Origin of the sequence: Cyanobacterium sp. IPPAS B-1200 (assembly GCF_001747005.2) — a bacterium.
In the GTDB taxonomy this organism is placed as follows: Bacteria; Cyanobacteriota; Cyanobacteriia; order Cyanobacteriales; family Cyanobacteriaceae; genus Cyanobacterium.
In genome coordinates this window covers 1111340-1129623 of record NZ_CP182899.1, presented here as the reverse complement: position 1 = coordinate 1129623, position 18284 = coordinate 1111340, and the positions used below count along the sequence as shown (strand labels likewise).

Genomic DNA, 18284 nt, shown 5'->3' with positions numbered 1-18284 from the left:
AGTTCGAGTATTTTTTAAAATCTATTTTCCTAATAATTTATGCTCCAAGGTTAAAATAAGAGATCAATAATAAATGAGAATATTTTTTGTTATTTACTATTAATTTTTTATTTAAAACCTAATAATTTTTGATGATAAATATAGTTAAGTAGGTTGGCGAAATTAATTATAGCTCTTATTTTATTAAGACTCTTATGAACAAGGAGTTTAAACCTCTTGCCTAAATCGATTTAATTATGCCCACTTACTTAATTTGAGGAAAATTACTTAAATTGCCATTTGCCCAACTGTTATCCGAAATACCCAAAAAATAACTAAGAAAAACAGAGCTACAATGTCATTGGTTTTTATTCTCGATTCGTGCCATTTTACTTGATGGGTTTGCGGAGTTGTAAAACCTCTTGCTTCCATGGCGATCGCAATTTGTTCGGCTCTTAATAAGATATTTTCTAGTAATTTTTCCATGACAATTACCCAAATTTGAATACTTTTTTTAATGCCTAATTTACGCCATTTTATAGCTCTGGTTCTAATGGATCTAATTAAATTTTGGATTTCTTCTAATACTAAAGGAATAAAACGAAGGGAAAGAGTAAGGGTTAAAATCATCTCGGTAACGGGGAATTTAAAGCGGTTTAAGGGAGATAATAAATCTTCAATTCCTGCGGTGATTTCTTCAGGGGCAGTGGTTAATAAAAACAGGTTACTACTATAAATTAAGGTAAAAAATAAGGTACTTACTCTAATGGCTAAATCAAAGGATCTTCTCGTAATATTTACATTCCCAAAACTGTATAATATGTATTGGTAATCTGTGGGTTGATTAATGGTAATTTCGCTTTCTGGTAGGCGTGGTTGATAAGTAAGACTTAGTCCATCAGGGGCGATCGCCGTTAAAATAAAACTTAGTATTCCTATTAATAATAACCATGTAATTTGTTTTTTTTGTACTCTCCAAGGAATGAACGATAACCAAGTTATTAATAATAGAAAAACTACTAAAAAAATACGCCATGGCCCATTAGCTAATAGGGGAGATAAAATTAAACTCATTAACCATCCTAATTTTACCCTCGAATCTAATCGATGAAGCCAAGAAAAGGGTTTTTCTACATATAGGCCAATAGGGAGCGATCGCAATAAATCCATAAAAAAGAATTATAAGAAAAATAGTTAACAATTATAACACTCAAATAAAAGTATTTCCATTAATAGAATAAAAAGGAGGAAAGAGTTGCGACTTTTAAGACGAAAAGTATAGAATTTAACAGAAAGTTATTACTTTTTAGTAGCAACTTAAACATCAGTAATTATATTATTATGAGTATTCAAATGTTTCCCAACGTATCCTCCTATGGATATACCTTCGATTTTATCAGAGATGAAATTCGAGCCTTAGTTGAAAAAGGTGTACTAAGTCGTCATCAACCAATCTATAGCCTAGCTCAATTTATTCCTCCTAGGGAATGGATGGGAGTTGAAAAAAATCTCGAACAGCGAGATTTTCTATTGCGCGATCGCATTTGTGATCTTTTAGGGGCCGAAGAATGGGAGAATGATTAGGGCTTCTAAAATTGACAATGTACAATGGAAAATTGACAATTAAACTCTCAAAGGGTTGGACAATGTTCAACCCCTAATTTTATGGACATTAAAGAATTAAGAAAAGATTTTAAAGGCTTAGAAGATAAACAATATTTTAATTTTGGTGGTCAAGGAATACTTGCCAATTCTGTATTAGAAACTATTATTGATACTTATAGATATGTAGAAAAAGTAGGGCCTTTTGGGTTACAAATAAATAGTTGGATTAACGAAAATGTTGCTAATACCAAAAGTGCGATCGCCCTTGAAACGAATAGTAAAATAGAAACTATTACCCTGAGTGAAAACGTCACCGATAGTTGCAATATCGCCCTTTGGGGCATCGAGTGGAAGCCCGACGATGAAATATTACTCAGCGATGCCGAACACCCCGGAATCATTGCTAGTATTAATGAAATTAAAAGAAGATTTGGTGTCAAAGTTACTACTTTTCCCATTGTGGATACCCTAAACCAAGGAAATCCCGTTGAAGTCATAAAAAATCACCTCACCCCCCAAACTCGCCTAGTTGTCATTAGCCATGTTTTGTGGAATACAGGGCAGGTATTACCCCTCAAAGAAATCAGCCAAGTATGTCATCAATATCCCAGTGATAAATCTATTCAAATTCTGGTGGATGGCGCCCAATCCGCTGGGTTAATTCCCCTCAATCTTCCTGATACAGAAGTTGATTTTTATGGATGCACAGGGCATAAATGGTTGTGTGGTCCCACGGGGGTAGGTTTTTTATACGTCAAGGAAAATTTAGAAACTCCTCTCCATCCCACCTTCATTGGTTGGCGTAGCCTTGATTTTAGTAAATCTGGATTACCCTTTGCCCAAGATGGTAGTAGATACGAAGTGGCCACCTCAGCATACCCATTATATACTGGATTGACAAGGGCGATCGCCCTTCACCAAACATGGGGTAACCCAGAAAAACGTTACCAAAGAATTTGCCAACTAAGTGCCTACCTCTGGGAAGAATTAAACAAAATAGAAGGAATAAAATGCTTAAAAAATACCCCTCCCCAATCAGGGTTAGTTTCCTTCTACACCGAAAACCCTAGTCAATTAGTGTCTAGCTTAGAATCAAAAGGATATTATCTACGCACCCTTGCTTATCCTTCCTGTGTTAGGGCTTGTGTACATTACTTCACCCTCGAATCAGAAATTGAAAGTCTGGTTAAACAAATTCGCTCTATTGTCTAAAACAAAGTCCTCCAAAATTGGCAGGAGTGATTCAACGTAGGAATAGCAAAACATTTAAATCTTTGCCAGTAAAATAATACTGCGTTTTGTAAACTTCAAGATTAAAAAGTAGTTAAAAATGTTTAGATGATCAATTTGCAATAATAAACCATCGAAAACTGCTCTTTATTCCCCGTTTCCTGTTTCCTGCCCTTATGGGAAAATTGTAGAATGAATCACCCCTGCCCAAAATCGGGGGATTGAGGGGCAAAACCTAAACTTTAACTATCAATTTTAGAAATCTCATCTTCCCGAAAATGAGCCTTAAACTTTTTGCTAAATTTAACTAAATAAGGGAAATTAGCGCTTACAGGTCTTCCCTGCCATTCTGTTACAATTTCTATTAACTCTCCTTCCATGCCCTTAATATCAAAAGCAGTCTTTTTATGCTCAGGGTGATGATATACAATTACTGATTCAGTTACCTTAATGCGATCGCCTACGTTCATAATTTAGATATAATGATTTGAATAAATTAACTCTTTTAGTGTGTTTTAGCTAACAAGCCTTAGATAAGAGCAAAAAAACCTCATTTAACAAGACCAGAATTAAAAAAATCTAATCCCTTAAGAGGCAACCATATTATTTTTGCATACTCCGTGAGATCTGCAAACCATCTTTATCAATGATTGATAAAAATTAACTATTACTTCTTCCAATCAACATTTTATCCATTTACAAGGAAACTTAGTTCTTTTTTCTCAAAATTAAATCTATTTTTTAATAAGAAAAAACACTTAATATTTTTTTAACAATTTTTTATGTCTAAGAAAAATAATAAATTTAATCAAATTGGTAATTATCTTTACAGCTAGTTGGGATCAAGGAGTGTTAACTTAGAAGACGTAAAGATAAATATAAATACAAAATATCATAATTATTATGGCTCAGATATTAGATGCAATTCCCAACGATGATAGTAATAAAATGATGTGTTGCTATGTCAATGCTACCAGTCAAATTCAAGTAGCAAGAATTACAAACGTAGCAAATTGGTATTTTGAAAGAGTTGTATTTCCAGGACAAAGACTTATATTTGAAGCACTACCTGAAGCCTTACTAGAAATTCATTCGGGGATGATGGCAAGTTCCATTTTATCAGACACCATTCCCTGTGGCACTTTATCCATTCAGCAAGAAACAACAGGGGATAATGAAGAAGCAAGTCAGAGTGAAAAAATTGACCAAAACCCTGACTCCCAAGAAGACAGTCTCGAACTACTTTCAGCTTAATATTCACCATAAAAGGCTGGGAAACCAGCCTTTTATCATAGATATGCAAGGAAAGAAACGAAAAATAATAGATAATGAACGATCATTAGTTTTTTATCTCCTCATCCCCCTAACACCTAATTCCTTATTTAACCGTTGCGCCAAATTGATTGATTAACAAATCCTTGAGAATAGGTTTAAGATCATCACAGGCAATACTTTTTTGTGATAACTCCCCTAACTTCGCATCCTTACCAACCTTACCACCAAGGAAAAGATTAACCCCTTCCACCACAGAGCCATCTTTTTTCGCTTTTGTACCCATCAAGCCAATATCTCCCGCTTGGGCTTGTCCGCAGGAGTTAGGGCAACCTGTCCAGTGAATACGCACCCTTTGGGGGATATTTAACTCCTCATCCAATTCCTGAGCCAGTTTTAAGCCCCTTGCTTTAGTTTCTACCAAGGCAAAATTACAATATCTTGCCCCGGTACAGGATATGAGCGATCGCACCAACGTGCTAGGATTAAGAGGATAACGCTGTAAAATAGGCTCACTCAAAAACGCTTCTACCTTATCATCCGCCACATAGGGGATAATAAAATTTTGTTCTACCGTGGCCCGAATTTCTCCATTACCATAAACATCCGCCAGACGGGCAATTTCAAACATCCCTTCCGCATCTAAGCGCCCCACGGGAATATGAATACCTATATAATTATACCCCTTCTGTTTTTGAGGATGTACCCCCAAATGATCCCGTTTTTCCATGGTAATCTCATCGGTAGGGGCAGCAAATTCCAAAGATTTACCCAACTCCTTCTCTACCTCAATACGAAAACGATTCATCGTCCATCTATCAATCAACCACATTAAACGGGCTTTACCACGGTTTTCCCTTAACCTTTCATCCAAACCATTAACCGTATATACCGTCAAAATAGCCCGACAAAGTTCCACAATTTCATCATCATCCGCCTTTACCCACACATCCATCGGAATCGCCTCAGCACACCTTTGGGCAGACAAATAACCCCCAATTAACACATTAAAACCCAATTCCCCCTCCTTATAAGCTGGAATAAAAGCCACATCATTAATTTCCGCATGGATAGAGTTATCCTTCGCCCCTTCCACGGCAATGTTAAACTTACGGGGTAGGTTACTTAAATCATAATTACCTTGTCCATTATTGGTAATCATCGCCTGTAACTTATAGTTAACCTCCCTAGTATCATACAACTCATGGGGATCAATTCCAGCGGTAGGAGAACCCGTAAGGTTACGTACATTATCCATCCCTGATTGGATAGAAGTTAAGCCCACCGCCTCCAGCTGACTAAAAATAGTGGGGATGTCTTCGAGTAGTACGCCCCTGAGTTGAAGATTTTGACGGGTGGTAATGTCTGCGCTGCCATCATCTCCGTATCGTTGAATGATTTGAGCAAGGGTGGTTAATTGTTGACTATTTAAAATGCCGTTGGGTATTCTCAGGCGCAACATAAATTTGCCGGGGGTTACAGGGCGAAAAAAGATTCCTAACCATTTCAGTCGGACAATTAAATCATCTTCGCTAAGGGCTTCCCAGCCAATCTGGGCAAAATGTTCGATTTCTTGTTTGACATCTAGGCCATGTTTGGCGGCTTTTACTTTTTCTATTTTATTTAGTTTTATTTTTTTTTCTGTCGTCACCGTCATGGTTACTCCATTTATATATATTTTTTATTTAGTCGTGACCATAGAGTATCAATCACATCCTTTTTATTTTGTCAGTTTTACTACTAAATTTTGAAAACTAATGTATTTATTACATTCTTTAAATAGGTTTATTGCATAATAGGCTTTTCCAGAAGATAGAAAGGATTTGAGGGTTAGGTTTTTGGGGATGGATGGTTATAAGGTTTTATTGTGTCGATAGAATGTCTGAAAACTTCTAGATTATTTTTACTAATTAGTCCTTGGGTTACAGGTTTTTGTTACGAAAAAGTTAACGTTGATAACCTTTGTGAGGTTTGGAGTTATGCTGATAGGTGTAATAAAAATATTTCTTATTACCTGAAAAACCAGTTTTTATTTGCTCATAAGAAGGAATCAGGCTCAATGTTGCTATTTGACATCAATAATCTTACCTATTGGATATTTTTAGGAATTGGGGTATTTTTGTTTTTGCTGGTGATTGTTTCTGGGGGAGGTGATGACCAAGATATTGACACTGATGCGGATTTTGATGTGGATGCTGACGCTGATTTCGATATGGATGCCGATGCCGATGCGGAAAGTAATTTTGATGCAGACATGGAGGCTGATGAGAGTTTTGAGGGTAATTTTCTCTTATTTTTGTCGTGGTTTGGGGTTGGCAAAAGTCCTTTATTAATTCTCCTTGCCATTGATTTTTGTAGTTGGGGGGTGATTGGTTGGTTTCTCAATGTGATGATTGGTGGGGTGATAGGGGAAATACCTCAAGGGGCGATCGCCCTTATCATCTTTTTGGTATCCTTAGCTTGTAGCCTCTGGATAGGGCGCATTTTATCCAACCCCATCGGTAAAATTTTCGCCAATTTTGGAGAAGAAATCGACGGAGAGCGTTTAATTGGTTGTACGGGCAATGTAACCTCTATCAAATTACCTTATCTCGTGGATGGAAAGGTAGCCCAAGCCGATGTATTAGATAACGCCCGAAACCTTGTCACCATTGAAGTTGCCCTCCCTGACTGGGCGAAAGTTATTCCCCATCGAGGACAAGAAATTTTAATTATTGACCGTCAACAACATTGCTACATTGCGATCGCCAAAGATACCTCCGACGAAGATAAATGGCTTAATGCAAGTAATAATTAATCGTATTTTATTTAATAACAAAAGAGGAAAAAAAGATGAACAACTTTTGGCTTAATTTTATCCAACAATTACCCACCATTAATGTCGATCAATTAGAAAATAACACTCAATCTCTACCAATTCAGCAGAGAAATTTGAACGAAACCACTGCCACAATACCTATTAATAGTAACCCTGTCATGGGACAATTAAACATAGGAAATATTACCTTTTTTGGGGGCTTAATTGCAGCTTTAGTCGTCTTGGGTGTAATTGCCATTTGGGGTTACACCAGAGTTTATACCATCACCCCCAACAATGAAGCCTTTGTGCGCACGGGGGGCATTTTCACCAAGGATAAAAAAGTTATCCTCAATGGTGGTTGTATGGTTATCCCCGGTTTCCACGAGTTAACCAGAGTACCATTGCGGGAGATTTCCATTGATGTGGTGAGACAGGGTAACTTGGCAGTGCGCACCCGAGACTATTTACGGGCAAATATGCGGGTTACTTTCTATGTGTGCATTAGTGCGGATAAGGATTCGGTGTTGACGGCAGCCCAACGATTATCAAAACAGGGTAAAATCTCGGAAATTGATATAAAAGATGCCCTCGAAAAACGGGCAGATGATGCCATTCGGGCGGCGGCGAAAAAGAAAAGTATTGCCGAAATTGACTCGGATAAACTCGGTTTTGCGGAGGAGGTTTTAAACCTGATTCAGCAGGATTTACGGAAGGTGGGTTTAACCCTCAATAACATTGCCATCTCGGAAATTGAGGAAAGCGATACCTATGATGAAAATAACTATTTTGATGCTCAAGGGGTAAGGTTACGTACCGAAACCATTCAAAAATCCATTAAGCAAAAATTGGATGTGGAATTGGAAATGAGTCGGGAAAAGAGCGAAATTGAGTTAGATACAAGGGTAGCCATCGAGCAACAGGAATTGGCAGCGGAGAAACAAAGTTTATCTATCGGCAAGGAGAAGGAGGAGGCGAAATTAACCAAGATGAAGGAGATTGAATTTCTCAAAGCCCAACGGGAGAGGGAAGTTCAAGAATCACGGGATCAAGAACAAGCAAAGGTTGAGCGTAATAAAATTTTACAACAACAGGCCATTGAAGAGGAAAGAATTAAGCAACAGTTGGCGGTACAACAAAGCCAAATCCAAGCTAATATTACCCTAGAGGAGCAAAATAAAAAGTTCCGTGTAGCTCAGACTTTGCAAGAGCAAGAGGCGGAAGTGGCTCAAATTGACCGTCAGCGCACCGTAGAAGCCACCAGGTTATTCGCTCAAATTGCTATTGCTGAAGCAGAGCAAGAGTCCCAAATTGCCCAACAACAAGCCTCCATTGCCATCGCCCATAAGGAAAAAGAAAGATTTGCCGCCGAAGCCCAACGGGCAGAAGCAGAAGAAGGGGTAAAAACTGCCCGAGAGGTAGAAAACGCTGAAAGACAAAAACAATTGTCCTTAATTGTGGCAGAAAGGGAAGCGGCAGAAAAACGTATTACCGATCAAAACGTGGTGGAAATTGATGTTTTCCGTCGTCGTCGTCAAGCGGAAATTGCCCGTCAGGCAGCAGAATTGGAAGCCGAATCTATCCGTACCCTAGCAGATGCTCAAAAGTATAAATTGATAGCTGAAGCGGAGGGTAAAAAGGCTCTTATAAACGCAGAAAATAGTCTCAGTGACGCAAACCGCACAGCTGAGATCATAAAATTCATTTTCCCCGAAATAGCCCCCCAATTGCCCGAATTGTTAAAGGCGATCGCCCCTCAACCTGGCATTTTAGGAGATGCCCGTATCTATTCCTTCCCCGGTGCCAATAGTAACGGCAATGGGCAAAGCAACGGAAATGACATCAATAAATTATTGTTTTCCACCAGTGGTTTATCCTTGATAAATACCCTCATGGATGAAGGAAAATTAGGCAGTTTATTAGGGCAAATAAAAGGCTTATTAAATACCAATAATGGTACCCAAAATGATTACACTCAAGCTGATTTTAACCCCGAAAATAAAACCATGGAAGCCCTCGAAGACTCTCCAGAATTAACTCAAAATAATGATGTTCAAGAATCTTCTACGATGGAAGAAGATGAAGACATGGACTTTTCCCTTTGGGTAGAGGATGAAGATAGCGCCATGGGTAAGTAACCATCCCGTTAAAATTTCTCGGTTGGGTTTTTTGCCCAACCAAATCCCTTCTAAATAAAGTGAATAATACTATTTGAATTGAGTTTTTACCTATCAATCTTTACAAAATTAAAACAATAAAGTTAATCACCCTAAACTGAGAAATTAAAGCTGTATTATCCATTAAAAAATTGTATTATCAATTATCCATTCTCCATTATCAATTATTTCCTTACATCATTTGTGTAAAAAAATCAATGGTTTCTTGAAGGGCTTTAATAAACACATCTATTTCCTCAAAAGTATTGTAAAAATAAAGACTAGCCCTCGCACTACCAGAAATTTCTAAATAACGGTGTAAAGGTTGGGTGCAATGATGCCCAGAGCGAATGGCAACCCCTTCATTATCAAGGAGTGTAGCTAAATCACTAGCATGGATACCCTGAACATTAAAAGCCGCTAAACAAGCCCTTCCTTTACCCTCTGGGGTGGGTTGATTTCCGTAAATTTTAAGGTTAGGAATTTTGTTTAATTTTTCAAACAAATAAGCGGTTAATTCCTCTTCATATTGGTGTATTTTGTCCATGCCAATGTTAGTTAAATAATCCACCGCCGCACCGAGGGCAATGGCTTCACCGATGGCGGGGGTACCTGCTTCAAATTTGTGGGGTAAATCACCGCAGGTAAAATGGTCAAGATATACTTCTCCTATCATCTCTCCTCCCCCCAGAAAAGGAGGCATTTCTAATAATAATTCTTCTTTACCATATAAAAATCCTATGCCTGTGGTAGCACACATTTTATGTCCTGAGCCCACTAACCAATCACAATCCATGGCTTGGACATCCATGGGGAGATGAGGAAGACTCTGACAGGCATCGATTAAAACCTTTGCCCCTTGTTTATGGGCTAAATCAATGATTTCTTCTACGGGGTTAATGCAACCTAGGGTATTAGAAACATGGACAATGGATACTAATTTTGTCTTTTCGTTAAGGAAGGTTTTGTATTGTTGGAGGTTAAATTCTTCGGTGTCAGTAAGTTCAACAAAACGAATTTTTGCCCCTGTTTTTTGGGCGATAATTTGCCAAGGAACTATGTTACTATGATGTTCCATTACACTTAAGATGATTTCGTCATCTTTTTTGAGGTTGGTTAAGCCCCATGTATAGGCAACGATGTTAATGGCTTCACTGGCGTTGCGAGTATAGACGATTTCGTTACGGCTACGGGCGTTAATAAATTTTGCTACTTTATCCCTTGCCCCTTCATAGTCATCGGTTGCTCTACCGCTGAGGCTATGGGCGCCCCGATGGACGTTGGCGTTGTTTAACTCGTAGTAGTTTCTGAGGGCATTGATAACAGCGCTGGGTTTCTGGGAGGTGGCGGCGTTGTCAAAGTAAACTAGGGGATTTCCGTTGATTTCTTGGTGAAGAATGGGAAAGTCTTTTCTTATGTTGGAATCGATCGCACTTACTTGAGTTACAGTCATAACAGGGTTATATTCTTATATATTGGGAGTAGCCATTGCAGGTCAAGAATAATGCCTATTCTAACACAGAGAGTAATTGACCATGGACAATAACGGTTACGACAACAGGTAAGAGGGGAAGGTTATGGTGGAAAATTTTTATTTAGGTTTTGATTTTGGTACTTCGGGGGTAAGGGCGATCGCCCTTGATCAAAATTATCAATGTAGTGATATTATCAAGGTACCATGCCAAAACTATGACCATTTTTCCCAGTGGCAAGAAATTTTTGAAGAGGTTTTTTCTCAACTACCCCTCAATATAAAACAAAATTTAAGGGCGATCGCAGTTTCAGGCACATCCAGCACCGTTTTATTGTGTGACGAAAAAGGAAAACCCCTCACCAATCCCCTTTGGTATAAAGACAGTCGAGGAAAAAGCATCCTCCCCCAACTTCAAGAGTTTGTACCCGAAAATCATCTTACCCTTAGCGCCACTTCTAGCCTTGCTAAACTTTATTGGTGCTATCAACAACCCATTTTCAGTCAAGCCCATTATTTTCTCCATCAAGCTGACTATCTCGGTTTTTTATTACATGGCAAATTAGGTATAAGTGATTATCACAACGCCCTTAAATTAGGCTATGACGTAGAAAAATTAACTTATCCTTCATGGTTAAAAAATAAACCTTTTTCCCATCTTTTACCCACTGTAAAAGCCCCAGGGGAAATTGTTGTCCCCATTATGGAAAACCTCAGTAAAAAATTTAATATCAATCCTCAATGTGTCATTAAAACAGGTACCACAGACAGTATCGCCGCTTTTTTGGCTAGTGGTGTAAAAACCACGGGGCAGGGGGTAACTTCCCTTGGTTCAACTCTTGTGTTAAAACTCCTTAGTGATACTAAAATTGATGATAATCGTTATGGGATTTATAGCCATCGCTTGGGTAATTTGTGGTTAACTGGGGGCGCTTCTAATACTGGGGGGGCGGTTTTAAAACATTTCTTTTCTTCTGATGATTTGATACAGTTAAGTCAAAAAATTGATCCTAATACCTTACTTAATTACCAGTATTATCCCTTAATAAATAAGGGCGATCGTTTTCCTATTAATAATCCTGAATTAAGCCCAAAATTAGAACCAAAACCTGATAATCCTCTTCTTTTTTTACAGGGAATTTTAGAAGGGATTGCGGATATTGAACAACAAGGTTATCAATTATTACAACAACTAGGAGCAAATCCTCTCACTAAAGTATATACCGCTGGGGGAGGTGCGATAAATGAACCATGGCGACAGATAAGGGAATTAAAGTTAAATGTGCCTGTAGCAAAATCTCCGCACACGGAAGCCTGTTATGGGGTTGCCCTTTTAGCCAAGGGGAATGATGAATAATGAACAATTAAGAGCGCTTAAAAAAAGTTAAACTGCCTTGATCGAATAAGTAATATTTTTATTTTCTATCTTTCAACAGACTTTTTCCTTTTAGCCCCAGTAAACCAATGGCAATGATAGGTAAAACCGAAGTATTTTCAGGAATTTCCTTCTCTGTAGTGTTATTTCTGGCTATCCCCGCATTAAGAGCAACTAAATCTATTCCTCCATTTAGGTTTTGTCCAGAAGATTCGGTGTTAGTGGGGTAAAACGAATCATTTTTCCAATCTGCCACGGCGTTACCGCTAGTGTTTGCTTTAACATCAAACCCAAAAAGGGAGTAACCAAAAATAGTAGTATTAGGACTAACCAACTCGTCAAGGGTGATGAGCACAGCACCAAAATTCTGATTATCGGGGGTTGCTGTGTCGGTAAAATTTGCAGTACCCTGATTATTGAGGACTGTATAAGGATTATCACTAGCACCAGCAGGAGTCTGAGAAGAGGTTCTTAACTCTGTCTTTCCCCAAGTACTTCCACCTACTGATACGAGAGTACCAAATGTCCAAGTTAGAGGACTGTCTATGCCTTGCCCTAAGCTCGTGATAGCAGCAATCTTAAAGCCATCGTGAACATTGTTACTTCCTCTCTCAGCCACAATTACGGCACGACTACTAAGGGCTGCAATTCCAGCTTCAACGATGAAATCAAGACGTTCAATATCTGTCGCATTGGTGTTTGCATTGTTAGAAAAAGTGTTATCGGTTCCTTCAAAAAGGTTATTACCTCCGAGAGTAGCTTCTGTGGAGGTGGGTAGAGAACCTCTAACCGTGGTGTCTGGATCTCCAACTAGTCTCTCCGACCAAGTTATACTAGCACCTGGAATACCTCTATTAGTACCTGTAGTGACACCGCTTCTCCTTACCCTAAGTTCGGCACCAAAAGTGTTAACTCCCACCCTCCAATCATCGGTACCATCATTGACGGATACAATAGGTAGGCTTTGATTTAGATAGGTTATGTCATTAACTGTAGTATTAGGATTATCGATGAGAGGGCCTGTGGTAATGGACTTAACATCAAGTCTGGCGGCAAAGGACTTCTGACTAGGCAATAAGATTAAGCATACACCCAATAGAAAACAAAAAGAGTTTTTCGTTGTTTGTCTAATTATAATTTTGTTCATTGTATAGTGTCGAGAGATTATATTTTATACCCATAGCTTACACGGTCAACTATATTAAATTCGGCATTTTATTACTTTATTTTTAAAGTAATAAATACTGAGAATACCTTATAGTACTTGACTCACTAAATATAATTTACTAATTTTTATTTGTCAAGTATTTTTGGTTACAATAACTTGCCAAATTTATGGGTATTTAAGTACATACTTTTCTTTCCTGCGAAGGAACTAAGACAATATAAACTAGTACTTTTGAGTACCACTAGGTACTTTATAATTAAAGTATAAATGCTATATAAATACTACGTAATAATACTTAAGATATTTATAATAGCAAAATACCAACCGTTTTTTAAAGTCTTTATAGTGTTTGTTTTTTTTCTAATAATTTATGGTTATTTTCATCATTTGGTAAGTTGAAATACTTGTCTGTTTTGTCAGAAATAGACACTCAAGAAAACTAAAAATACAAATATGATCGCCCATTCGCTATCTTTTAGAAATAAACGTACAAGTTTTAAGGCAGTTCGTTGATCAACAAAATTTAATAATTAAAAACCTATAAATATCGTAGAGTAAAGGGTTGAGACTATTTTTTAAGATCATATTATCTATGTCACAACCTACTATAGAATCAATCCTAAAGGAAAAAAGAACTTTTAAACCCTCTGCGGAGTTTGCTAGTAAGGCAACTATCGATAGTTGGGAAAAATATCAGGAATTATATCAAAAAGCCTCAGAAAATCCTACGCAATTTTGGGGTGAGTTGGCAGAGTCGGAGTTGGAATGGTTTGAAAAATGGGACGAGGTGTTGGATTGGAGTAACCCTCCTTTTGCGAAATGGTTTGTTAATGGCAAAATTAATATTTCCCATAACTGTTTAGATCGTCATCTGATTACTTGGAGACGCAATAAGGCGGCTATTATATGGGAAGGAGAACCGGGGGATAGTCGCACCCTTACCTATGCTCAGTTGCATCGTGAAGTGTGCCAGATGGCCAATGTGATGAAGCAGTTAGGAGTAAAAAAGGGCGATCGCATCGGGATTTATATGCCTATGATTCCTGAAAGTGCGATCGCAATGTTGGCCTGTGCCAGAATTGGGGCAGTCCATAGCGTCGTATTTGGGGGATTTAGTGCCGAAGCCCTACGAGATAGACTCAACGCCGCCGAGGCAAAACTGGTTATCACTGCTGATGGTGGTTTCCGCAAAGACAAGGCGATCGCCCTCAAGGAACAGGTTGATTTAGCCCTCGAAGACAACAAAGCACCCAGTGTGGATAACGTTTTGGTAGTACAACGCACCAAAGAAAAAGTCCATATGGAAGCAGGAAGAGATCATTGGTGGCATGACTTACAGGCAGGGGTTAGCGCCCATTGTCCCGCCGAACCCATGGACAGTGAAGATATGTTATTTGTTCTCTATACCAGTGGTAGCACGGGCAAACCCAAGGGAGTCGTCCACACCACGGGGGGATATAACCTCTATGCCCACATTACCAGCAAATGGATTTTTGACCTCAAGGAGGATGATGTTTACTGGTGTACCGCTGATGTGGGTTGGATTACGGGGCATAGTTACATCGTTTATGGGCCTCTTTCCAATGGTGCCACTACGGTAATGTATGAGGGAGTGCCACGACCTTCTAATCTTGGCTGCTTCTGGGATGTGGTGGAAAAATATGGGGTAAATATCTTTTATACTGCCCCCACCGCCATCCGTGCCTTTATTAAAATGGGGGAACACCATCCCAATGCCCGTGACTTGTCTTCTCTCCGTCTTCTTGGCACTGTAGGCGAACCTATTAACCCTGAAGCATGGATGTGGTATCACAAGGTAATCGGTAAGGAAAAATGTCCTATCGTGGATACTTGGTGGCAAACGGAAACAGGGGGAGTGATGATTACGGCTTTACCAGGGGCGACTCCTACCAAACCGGGTTCGGCTACCCATCCTTTCCCTGGCATTATGGCGGATATTGTGGATTTAGAAGGTAATCCCGTGGGTGATAATGAGGGGGGTTATCTAGTGGTAAAACACCCTTGGCCCGGAATGATGAGGACGGTATATGGTGATCCAGATCGCTTCCGCAATACCTACTGGGAGCATATTCCCCCCAAAGATGGTAATTACCTCTATTTTGCAGGTGATGGTGCGAGAAGGGATGAAGATGGCTATTTTTGGGTAATGGGTCGTGTGGATGATGTAATCAATGTTTCTGGTCATCGTCTTGGTACTATGGAGGTAGAATCTGCCCTGGTGTCCCATCCTGCAGTAGCTGAGGCTGCGGTGGTTGGTAAACCTGATGAGGTGAAGGGTGAGGATATATGCGCTTTTGTTACCCTTGAAGGGGATTTTGAACCTAGTGATGATTTGGCTAATCAGCTGAAAGCCCACGTAGTACAAGAGATAGGGGCGATCGCCCGTCCTGCAGAAATCAGATTTACTGAGGGAATGCCCAAAACCAGATCTGGTAAAATCATGCGTCGCCTTTTACGTAGTCTTGCTTCTGGACAAGAGATTGCAGGGGATACCTCTACCTTAGAAGATCGTAGCGTCTTAGATAAACTCAGAGAGGGAGCATAAAAAAGGTATTAGGAAGTTTAGGTGTTGGGTTATCGGGGTGTCGAGCATTGAATATAAGTTTTGACTAATATTGTCTATTTATCGTCACTGTAATCCCCGATTATTAAATAAAAATATTTGCTCTACAATATTCTAAAAACCTTTTAAAAAAAACGAATTTTACAGAGTAAAATCATCTACACATTATTTTTATTTAGAATTAGTTAATAAAAGAAAAATAATTGTATTTATGCTTTAAATATAATTTAAAATTAGACTTTACATTAATATTTTAACAAAATATTATGGTTATATGTAACAATAAGTTTCATACACTGGGCTATTATTAAATATTTACTTGTTATGAATCGTAAAACATTTTTTGGTTTAAGCATAGGTGCAATTTTCCAGGCAAGTTTTGCCCCCACATTCTTGATGGCATTAATAAAACCTCAACCAAAATCAGAGAGTGATGGTAAAGATAAAATTGCCCTTTCTGATGCTCAATGGCAAGAAAAATTAACCCCTGACCAATATCATATATTAAGGGAAGAAGGTACAGAAAGACCTTTTTCTAGTGAGTTAAATGATGAAAAACGTGAAGGTACTTTTGTTTGTGCTGGATGTGATTTACCCCTATTCAAGTCTAGTATGAAATATGATAGTGGTACTGGTTGGCCTAGTTTTTATGATACGATCGCCCTTAACGTTGAAACAAAAACAGACTTTAAACTAATCATACCCCGTACCGAGTACCATTGCCGAAGATGTGGCGGACACCAAGGTCATGTGTTTAATGACGGCCCTGCACCCACTGGCAAACGTTACTGTAACAACGGTTTAGCCCTTAATTTTGTACCTGAAACTTAATTTTTTGATGAAAAAGCTATTATTAATCATTCTCCTCTGCTGGTTTACCCTAGCCCCCATAGCCCAAGCCGACAACATTGCCAAAGCAACTTTTGCAGGGGGATGTTTTTGGTGCATGGAAGAGCCTTTTGACGAACTCGACGGAGTTATCTCCACCACTTCTGGTTATACGGGAGGGAATGTTGCTAACCCCAACTACAAACAAGTTAGCGCAGGTAGGACAGGACACGCCGAATCCGTGGAAATAGAATATAATGCCGACAAGGTCAGTTATGAGCAACTATTGGATGTATTTTGGCATAACATTGACCCCACCGTCAGAAATAAACAGTTTTGCGATGTCGGTAACCAATATCGTAGTGCGGTGTTTTACCATGATGAGCAACAAAAAGCCCTTGCCCAGACTTCGAAGGAAAAGGTTGCCCAAGAATTAGATACTAATATCTATACCGAAATAAATCCTGCCAGTGAGTTTTATCCTGCGGAAGATTATCACCAAAATTATTACCAGACTAGTACCCTTCTCTACAAATTTTATCGTAGTCGGTGCGGGCGCGATCGGCGCTTAAATGAAATTTGGGGAGAATAACAAATCATCAGTCGTTATCTAAAAAGGGATGGTTAAATCATCCCTGAAACCTCAACTAATATTACAAACTTCTAAGAAAGGATACTAAAAAAGTACAGATTAAATGTAGGATGAGGGAATACCGAACATGAATATGAAGAAATGTAAAGTAAGATTAGAAAAGGACATCAATCATTGTTTAACAATATGAATATTTGTTTTGAGGCAACAGAGGGAGTTAGGTTAAAAGTAGAGCAAAAATCGACTCCTATTCAGCATTATCTAAGGCAACCGCAACGACTTGTTAAAGCCATTGCCGATGAAAAATTAATGACTCCCTTAGCCAATGATTGCTATAAGTTGAGAATGCACCCTCTCAATTTTTTAGACATTTATCATTTTCAACCCATAGTAGTGTTAAAAGTGTGGGCTGGGGCTTCTGGACGTGTCTATGTAAATTCCGAATCCTGCGAGATAAAAGGCATCGAATATATTAACCGTCGTTTTTCTTTATACCTAAAAGGAAATCTAACCCCTGAAGAAGTGGATGGAAATGTTTACCTAACAGGTAAGGTAGATTTACAAGTAAAGGTAGATTTACCCCCTCCATTATGGTTAACCCCCCAATCATTACTAAGAAGCACAGGGAATGGTTTATTAAGGGGCGTTTTAATGCGTATTAAACAAAGATTGATGTCTCAGCTGGTACAAGACTATTACAGTTTTGTGGCGGAGAATTCTGGGGAAACAGGAAAAGATGGTTATGGTTTAACGGATGTCTTGCCTCAAACGTAATCTGATTTAATGAAAAAGCTAGTTTATGGGGATATGGGATGATAATATTCTAGGTCATTATTAAGCAATGCCAAAAATTCTTAATCCCTACTCTTTCTTCGTGTCTGTTGCTTGGTATTTTCACAAGAAAAAAACTACGACTTTATCTCAAACGATCGCACCTCAAGTATTTTACCTATCATAGAAATAGTCATCACATCATCTCGAATGACTCCTTCTACCTCGATGGTAATGCCATCCTGCTTCAAATCTTGGGGAGGGTTATATAATTCGTAGGTTTTGCCCTCTTTTGTCACTAAAGCCCATGCACCAACAGCAATGGCTCGATATTCAACTTTTCCAGAAACTTTAATCATAATAATATACAAAAAAATAACAGTGGTCCGAATTTTACTCGCTCAATCACTTCCTATGCTTGTTGATAATACTCGAAGTTACACCACTGAGATAATT

General features: G+C 38.7%; 16 protein-coding genes. 10 read left to right on the top strand and 6 right to left on the bottom strand.

What is annotated here, in order from left to right:
• Positions 1–267 precede the first annotated feature (267 nt).
• Entirely contained in the window at positions 268–1149 is an 882-nt protein-coding gene (locus tag A5482_RS05215; protein ID WP_069790699.1) for an energy-coupling factor transporter transmembrane component T family protein, read from the bottom strand.
• A gap of 171 nt (positions 1150–1320) precedes the next feature.
• Between A5482_RS05215 and A5482_RS05210 the strand changes: the two genes are divergently transcribed.
• Both A5482_RS05210 and A5482_RS05205 read left to right on the top strand, forming a co-directional pair.
• Positions 1321–1563 carry a DUF4327 family protein gene (locus tag A5482_RS05210; RefSeq protein WP_446684819.1) on the top strand — a complete coding sequence of 81 codons (243 nt, stop codon included), beginning with the start codon at positions 1321–1323 and terminating at the stop codon, positions 1561–1563.
• 81 nt (positions 1564–1644) lie between these two features.
• Entirely contained in the window at positions 1645–2796 is a 1152-nt protein-coding gene (locus A5482_RS05205; RefSeq protein ID WP_069790698.1) for an aminotransferase class V-fold PLP-dependent enzyme, read from the top strand.
• 260 nt (positions 2797–3056) lie between these two features.
• Here the strand turns inward: A5482_RS05205 and A5482_RS05200 are convergent, their stop codons facing one another.
• Positions 3057–3284: a ferredoxin-thioredoxin reductase variable chain gene (locus tag A5482_RS05200; RefSeq protein WP_069790697.1), complete on the bottom strand. Its 228-nt coding sequence runs from the start codon at positions 3282–3284 to the stop codon at positions 3057–3059.
• 433 nt (positions 3285–3717) lie between these two features.
• On the opposite strand from A5482_RS05200, the gene A5482_RS05195 reads away from it, so the two are divergent.
• Complete coding sequence (locus tag A5482_RS05195; RefSeq protein WP_069790696.1) at positions 3718–4068, top strand: DUF1830 domain-containing protein; 351 nt, start codon at positions 3718–3720, stop codon at positions 4066–4068.
• A 124-nt stretch (positions 4069–4192) separates the two neighbouring features.
• Here A5482_RS05195 and A5482_RS05190 read toward each other — a convergent pair whose 3' ends face one another.
• Positions 4193–5743 (bottom strand): ferredoxin--nitrite reductase, encoded by a 1551-nt coding sequence (locus tag A5482_RS05190; protein WP_069790695.1) that lies wholly within the window; start codon positions 5741–5743, stop codon positions 4193–4195.
• 402 nt (positions 5744–6145) lie between these two features.
• On the opposite strand from A5482_RS05190, the gene A5482_RS05185 reads away from it, so the two are divergent.
• Together A5482_RS05185 and A5482_RS05180 are read left to right on the top strand one after the other, a co-directional pair.
• A complete protein-coding gene (locus A5482_RS05185; protein WP_069790694.1) occupies positions 6146–6883 on the top strand; it encodes an OB-fold-containig protein in 738 nt (245 codons plus the stop codon).
• 35 nt (positions 6884–6918) lie between these two features.
• A complete protein-coding gene (locus tag A5482_RS05180) occupies positions 6919–9021 on the top strand; it encodes a flotillin family protein (RefSeq protein ID WP_069790693.1) in 2103 nt (700 codons plus the stop codon).
• A 211-nt stretch (positions 9022–9232) separates the two neighbouring features.
• Here A5482_RS05180 and A5482_RS05175 read toward each other — a convergent pair whose 3' ends face one another.
• A complete protein-coding gene (locus A5482_RS05175) occupies positions 9233–10492 on the bottom strand; it encodes a SufS family cysteine desulfurase (protein ID WP_069790692.1) in 1260 nt (419 codons plus the stop codon).
• A gap of 124 nt (positions 10493–10616) precedes the next feature.
• Here A5482_RS05175 and A5482_RS05170 point away from each other — a divergent pair, with 124 nt between their 5' ends.
• On the top strand, positions 10617–11867 hold the full coding sequence (locus A5482_RS05170) for an FGGY-family carbohydrate kinase (RefSeq protein WP_069790691.1): 1251 nt from the start codon (positions 10617–10619) through the stop codon (positions 11865–11867).
• A gap of 58 nt (positions 11868–11925) precedes the next feature.
• Here the strand turns inward: A5482_RS05170 and A5482_RS05165 are convergent, their stop codons facing one another.
• Positions 11926–13032, bottom strand: a complete 1107-nt coding sequence (locus A5482_RS05165; RefSeq protein ID WP_069790690.1) for a hypothetical protein — start codon at positions 13030–13032, stop codon at positions 11926–11928.
• Between the two features lie 613 nt (positions 13033–13645).
• Between A5482_RS05165 and acs the strand changes: the two genes are divergently transcribed.
• From acs to A5482_RS05145, 4 genes are all read left to right on the top strand, one after another.
• Positions 13646–15619, top strand: a complete 1974-nt coding sequence (gene acs / locus A5482_RS05160) for an acetate--CoA ligase (protein WP_446684818.1) — start codon at positions 13646–13648, stop codon at positions 15617–15619.
• Between the two features lie 342 nt (positions 15620–15961).
• Positions 15962–16468 carry a peptide-methionine (R)-S-oxide reductase MsrB gene (gene msrB, locus A5482_RS05155; protein WP_069790689.1) on the top strand — a complete coding sequence of 169 codons (507 nt, stop codon included), beginning with the start codon at positions 15962–15964 and terminating at the stop codon, positions 16466–16468.
• A 7-nt stretch (positions 16469–16475) separates the two neighbouring features.
• Entirely contained in the window at positions 16476–17057 is a 582-nt protein-coding gene (gene msrA / locus A5482_RS05150; RefSeq protein WP_069790688.1) for a peptide-methionine (S)-S-oxide reductase MsrA, read from the top strand.
• A 186-nt stretch (positions 17058–17243) separates the two neighbouring features.
• Positions 17244–17831 (top strand): DUF1997 domain-containing protein, encoded by a 588-nt coding sequence (locus A5482_RS05145; RefSeq protein WP_069790687.1) that lies wholly within the window; start codon positions 17244–17246, stop codon positions 17829–17831.
• 134 nt (positions 17832–17965) lie between these two features.
• Here the strand turns inward: A5482_RS05145 and A5482_RS05140 are convergent, their stop codons facing one another.
• Positions 17966–18187, bottom strand: a complete 222-nt coding sequence (locus A5482_RS05140) for a hypothetical protein (RefSeq protein WP_069790686.1) — start codon at positions 18185–18187, stop codon at positions 17966–17968.
• Between the last annotated feature and the right edge of the window lie 97 nt (positions 18188–18284).